The organism is Hansschlegelia beijingensis (assembly GCF_045505405.1).
In the GTDB taxonomy this organism is placed as follows: Bacteria; Pseudomonadota; Alphaproteobacteria; order Rhizobiales; family Methylopilaceae; genus Methylopila; species Methylopila beijingensis_A.
Window position 1 is genome coordinate 1 of sequence record NZ_JBJKEX010000229.1, and the last position, 4,884, is coordinate 4,884.

Sequence of the window (4,884 nt, forward strand, 5' to 3'; positions counted from 1 at the left end):
GGCCAAGCAGCGTGCCGAGGCCGGTGCTGCGAACGAAGGTGGCGCGCAGGTTCCAGAGCTCGGCCCGGGTCGGAAATTTGGTGGGACCCGACGCTGGAGCGCGCCTCGGCGCTGTTCCGGGAGCTCACCGGCGGCGCCTTCTCCGGGGTCGCGGAGCGGTTCGAGGACGACGCCCAGAGGCTCGTGGCGCTGCGGCCCTCGGGCGAGGCATGCCCGGTCTCAGGCTTGAGCGAGGGCACGCGAGACCAGTTCTACCTGGCGCTGCGCCTGGCGTATCTCGAGGATTACGCCGAGCGCGCCGAGCCTGCTCCGTTCATCGGGGACGATCTGTTCGCGAGCTTCGACGACGCCCGCACTGCGCACGGTGTCAGGGCGCTGGCCGCCATCGGCCGCAAGGTTCAGCCGATCCTGTTCACGCATCACATGGCCGTGGTCGATATCGCCCGCTCGGCTCTCGGAGATGCGGTGGACGTGGTGGAGTTCGCGCAGCTCACGCCCTGAAGAACCGTCGCAGCCAGGCCCGCAGCCGTCTCAGCAGCGCGGCGCCCGCCCGCCACACGCGCGTCGCGCGGACCCACGCGAGCGCCGCGTCCCGCAGGCCGGTGAGGAAGAAGTAGCCGCGCGCGAACCAGCCGATGGTCAGCAGCTTCGGGCGGCCGACGTGAAAAATCCGCTCGCAGATCAGGATGCTCGCCAGATGGGCGGCGATCGTGGTGGCGGCGCCGAGCAGCAGCTTGCCCTCGGCCAGCCAGTAGAGCCCGATGTACTTGAACGGCTCGATCGCCGCGAACGGCGCCACCAGCAGGACCAGGATGACGTGAGGCGGCAGCGCCGCGATCGCCGCGCCGAGCCGCACGAAGAAGGGCGCGCGCGCGAGCACGGCGATCGCCGGTAGAACGAGCCGCCTGAACAGCGCCTCGCCCGCTTCGTAGATCAGCAGGAAAGCCGCGAGCGGGACCGAGGCGACACGTTTCAGAAGCCCGCTCATGCCGGCGGGCGCGCCGCCATGGCGGCTCCAGGGGGAGGGAGGGCGGGGCGTTCGCTCAGCTCACAGGATCTGCCCGAGGAAGGCGCGCGTGCGCTCATCCTTGGGGGCGGCGAAGAATTCCTCGGGCGGGCCATGCTCGACGATCACGCCGCGATCGGTGAAGTAGATGTGGTCGGCGATCTCGCGGGCGAACTTCATCTCATGGGTGACGAGGATGCAGGTCATGCCCTCTTCCGCGAGGTCCCGGATCGTGACGAGCACCTCCTTGACGGTCTCCGGATCGAGCGCCGCCGTCACCTCGTCGAACAGCATGATGTCGGGCCGCATCGCAAGCGACCGGGCGATCGCCACGCGCTGCTGCTGACCGCCTGAAAGCTCGCCCGGATAGCTGTTCTCCTTGCCCGTCAGCCGGACCTTGGCCAGCAGGCTGCGGGCCCGCTCCTCCACCTCCGCCTTGTTCTGCTTCAGCACCTGGATCGGCGCCATCATGACGTTCTGCAGGGCGGTCTTGTGCGGGAACAGATTGTACTGCTGGAACACCATGCCGACCTTGCGGCGCAGCTTCAGCTTGTCGAGGGCGGGATCGTTGACCTCCTGATTTTCGACCAGGATGGAGCCCTCGTCGATCGGCACCAGCGCGTTGATGCAGCGGATCAGGGTGGATTTGCCCGATCCCGACGGGCCGATGATGCAGATCACCTCGCCCTTCCGGACGTCCAGCGAGACATCCTTCAGCACCTCGAGCGCGCCGAACGACTTCCGCACGGACCGGATGCTTACGATCGGCTGATCCGGAGTCCAGGGGGCGGCGGCGGGTGCGCCGATGGGAGCTTTCAAGACCGGTCTCCTTGCCGTGCGGTCAGGTCTTCACGTGGAAGCGACGCTCGAGATACTGCGTCGCCCGGTCGATCGGCCAGCAGTAGACGAAGAAGCACAGCATCGCGAAGCCGTAGAGCGGCGCGAGCAGCTCTGGACGCCCGCCCTCGGCGGCGTGAACCTCCGCGGTCAGCGTCAGCATCTCGGACACGCCGACGAGGTTCGCCATCACGGTCGCCATCGTGATCAGCGAATACAGGTTCATCCAGGGCGGCAGCATGCGCTTCACGCATTGCGGCAGGATGATCAGCCACAGCGTCTTGTTGCGCGAGAAGGCCAGGGATTCAGCGGCCTCCCACTGGCCGTTCGGGATCGACCGGATCGCCCCGCGCAGCAGTTCGGCGACGTTCGCCATGACGGGCAGGCCGAAGCCGATGATCGCCTTCACCCAGTCCGGGAACGGGATGACGTAGCCGAACACGGTGAACTGGTACGGGATCATGAACATCGCGAAGAACAGCAGCACGAGCCACGGCGCGTTCCGGAAGAACTGCGTGATGACCCAGGCGAACTGCCGGAGCCAGCGATGCTGGCTGATCTGCGCCAGACCGAGCATCAGCCCGGCGACCGTGCCGAGCGCCATGGCCAGCACGGAGATCAGGATGTTGAAGAGGAAGCCCTTCATCAGAAGGGGCAGCCACTTGATGATCACGGTCAACGCCGTCGCCGGCGCCTGCGTCAGCGCTTCCGCCGCGGGCGCCGCGACCGGAGCCGCCGGGGCCTGCGCGTGGGCGACGGTCGCGATGAGCAGCACCGCGGTCACGAACAGGAGGGAGTGCCGCGTGGTGATGCGCGGGAGCGGCTCCGGCTCGCGGGGCCGCAGCGGGAGCAGCACAGCCATGGGACGGAACGAGGGATCGCGCTCCGGGGTCATCGGACGCCTCCCTGTCCATAGCCCGGGATCGCCAGCGCGCGCTCCCACCGGTGCATCATCCAGACCAGGACGCCGACGAGCAGAACGTAGACGACGAGCAGGGTGATCATCATCTCCGGCACGTTCTGGCGGTCGGTCCAGATCTGCTTACAGACGTAGAGCAACTCCGGAACCGCGATCGCGTAGGCGAGCGACGTCACCTTGAGCAGGTTGACGAGATTGTTGTTCAGCGCGGGAAGGCAGACCCTGAGCGCGAGCGGCAGGACGATGTGGCGATAGACGCCAAGCCGCGTGTAGCCGAGCGCCTCGCCGGCCTCCTTGGTCGAATTCGGCACCGCCTCGATGCCCGAGCGGAAGATTTCGATGTTGAAGGCGCCTGCGAACAGCGACAGCGCGATGATCGCCCACTGCACGGAGCTCAGCAGCGGCTGCATCATGCCGTCGGGATCCTCGACGCGCGGCAGCAGCGGACTGAGACCGAAATAGAAGAACAGGATCTGGACGAGCGGCGGCGTGTTGCGGAAGAACGTGACGAAGGCGTTCACCGCCCAGCGCAGCGGCGCCAGCGGCGAACTCTGCGCCCAGGCGCCGACCGCGCCGATGATGAGGCTGAAAACCACGCCGACGACGCTGAGATAGATCGTCATCCACAGGCCGGAAAGGAACCGCGCCCGGTCCCAGGGATCATAGATGTAGCTTAGATTGATCCCGGTCGTCTCATAGAGGCTTCGAGCCCACTCCGCCAACGCTTCCATCGGTCCTCGCGCCCGCCAAGGAGAAGCTTTGGGCCGGCCGTGGCCGGCCACAGGCGCGCCGGGCTAGGCCGGCGCGCCGCCCCGGCTCAGCCCTTGTGCTTGTCGCGCATGCGCTGCGAATAGTCGGTGGGCTGGATGCCCCATTTCTGCTCTTCCTCGACCACCGTGCCGTTCTTGAACCAGTCGATGGTGGTCTCGCTGAGGAACTTCTGGAAGCCGTCCTCGCCGTTCTTGACCGCCATGATCCACGGGGTCTCGAGGATGCCAGGAAGCGGCATGTAGTAGCCGGACTTCCATTCGTCGTCGAGAAGTTTTCCCTGAACGAAGGTCTGGTCATACAAGTAACCGATGCACTCGCCCTGCTTCAGGGCGAACAGCGGCTTGTCCGAACCGTCGAAAGCCTTGATCTGGACGCCGTACTTCTCTGCGACATCCTTGTTGTAGAACGATCCGGAGGTGGCGCAGAGGGTCTTGCCCTTCAGGTCCTCCCAGTTGGTGTATTTCGCCTTCTTGTTCATCAGGACGTTGACCGAGTCGGAATAGTACTGCGGGTCGACCGCCAGCACGCTCCTGCGACGCTCGGGCTTGTCCGACATGGTCGCGATCAGCAGGTCGATCTTGCCCTGGTTCAGGAACTCGATCCGGTTCGAGGCGACCACCGGCACGAGCTCGAGCTTCACGCCGAGCCGCTTCGCGATGTCCGCGGCGAGGTCCGGCTCGATCCCGACCACCGCCCCCGAGGGATCGCGGAAGCCGAACGGCTTGTAGTCCGCCTTGACCCCGACCACGAGCGTGCCGCGCTGCTTGACCTGCTCCATGACGTCCGCCGCGGCGGGCGCTGCTCCGGCCAGGAGCAGGGCGATCGAGCCGAAGATCAGCTTCTTCATTGTCAGACATCCTTCCGGAGCGGCGTCTGGCGACAAGCGCAGACGTCCTGTCGGTTCTTAGCGTCACCAAAGTTGGAGCAGCGTCAAGCGGCAGCCAGCGAATGGCGCCCATGAATGCGCCTTGCCTTGATTGAAGGCGAGCAGGCGACTTACAGCGTCCCGAAACGAATCGGCAGGACGCCGAGCCGGCCCGGGCCGCCCCTCGAACAAGCTGCGTCGAGGCCGCGGGCCGCAGCCTCCAGGCCGAGGGCTCCGCGCGAAGAAATGCGTGGTCGAGCTATGCGCGACCGGGTGACCCGGCCGATCCCACGTCCGCGTCGGCGGGCGCGCCGAGCCCGGCCAGAAACGCTTTCAGCGCCTGCGTGACGTAGCGCTGCCGGTGCATCAGCGCGAGAAAGCGGCGGCGGGGCAGGGGGAACTTGACCGCCACCAGGGATCCGGCGCGCAGCGCCGCCTCCGCGACCAGGCGCGACATCACCGTCGCGCCCGCGCCGGCCTCGACCG

The 4,884-nt window shown here is 66.9% G+C and carries 7 protein-coding genes; 1 reads left to right on the forward strand and 6 read right to left on the reverse strand.

The features are described from left to right. A partial coding sequence (locus tag ACIKT0_RS12985; RefSeq protein WP_407105744.1) for an ATP-binding protein occupies positions 1-501 on the forward strand: 501 nt, incomplete at its 5' end. Here the strand turns inward: ACIKT0_RS12985 and ACIKT0_RS12990 are convergent. From ACIKT0_RS12990 to ACIKT0_RS13015, 6 genes are all read right to left on the reverse strand, one after another. After that, a complete protein-coding gene (locus tag ACIKT0_RS12990; RefSeq protein ID WP_407105745.1) occupies positions 491-988 on the reverse strand; it encodes a hypothetical protein in 498 nt (165 codons plus the stop codon). The genes ACIKT0_RS12985 and ACIKT0_RS12990 overlap by 11 nt on opposite strands. A gap of 60 nt (positions 989-1,048) precedes the next feature. Continuing rightward, the gene (locus ACIKT0_RS12995) at positions 1,049-1,825 is read right to left on the reverse strand and encodes an amino acid ABC transporter ATP-binding protein (protein ID WP_407105746.1); all 777 of its coding nucleotides are present in this window, start codon (positions 1,823-1,825) and stop codon (positions 1,049-1,051) included. A gap of 22 nt (positions 1,826-1,847) precedes the next feature. Further along, the gene (locus tag ACIKT0_RS13000; protein WP_407105747.1) at positions 1,848-2,738 is read right to left on the reverse strand and encodes an amino acid ABC transporter permease; all 891 of its coding nucleotides are present in this window, start codon (positions 2,736-2,738) and stop codon (positions 1,848-1,850) included. Continuing rightward, positions 2,735-3,493, reverse strand: a complete 759-nt coding sequence (locus ACIKT0_RS13005) for an amino acid ABC transporter permease (protein ID WP_407105748.1) — start codon at positions 3,491-3,493, stop codon at positions 2,735-2,737. The genes ACIKT0_RS13000 and ACIKT0_RS13005 overlap by 4 nt, the downstream gene beginning before the upstream one ends. 86 nt (positions 3,494-3,579) lie before the next feature. Beyond that, entirely contained in the window at positions 3,580-4,380 is an 801-nt protein-coding gene (locus ACIKT0_RS13010; RefSeq protein ID WP_407105749.1) for a transporter substrate-binding domain-containing protein, read from the reverse strand. 277 nt (positions 4,381-4,657) lie between these two features. Further along, the coding region (locus ACIKT0_RS13015; protein ID WP_474998502.1) for a LysR substrate-binding domain-containing protein at positions 4,658-4,884 on the reverse strand (227 nt) is incomplete at its 5' end.

Bases quoted from the DNA above. Each gene is read 5' to 3' on its own strand.
- ACIKT0_RS12990 (WP_407105745.1), bottom strand. From the start codon at position 988: ATGAGCGGGCTTCTGAAACGTGTCGCCTCGGTCCCGCTCGCGGCTTTC.
- ACIKT0_RS13000 (WP_407105747.1), bottom strand. From the start codon at position 2,738: ATGACCCCGGAGCGCGATCCCTCGTTCCGTCCCATGGCTGTGCTGCTC.
- ACIKT0_RS13005 (WP_407105748.1), bottom strand. From the start codon at position 3,493: ATGGAAGCGTTGGCGGAGTGGGCTCGAAGCCTCTATGAGACGACCGGG.
- ACIKT0_RS13010 (WP_407105749.1), bottom strand. From the start codon at position 4,380: ATGAAGAAGCTGATCTTCGGCTCGATCGCCCTGCTCCTGGCCGGAGCA.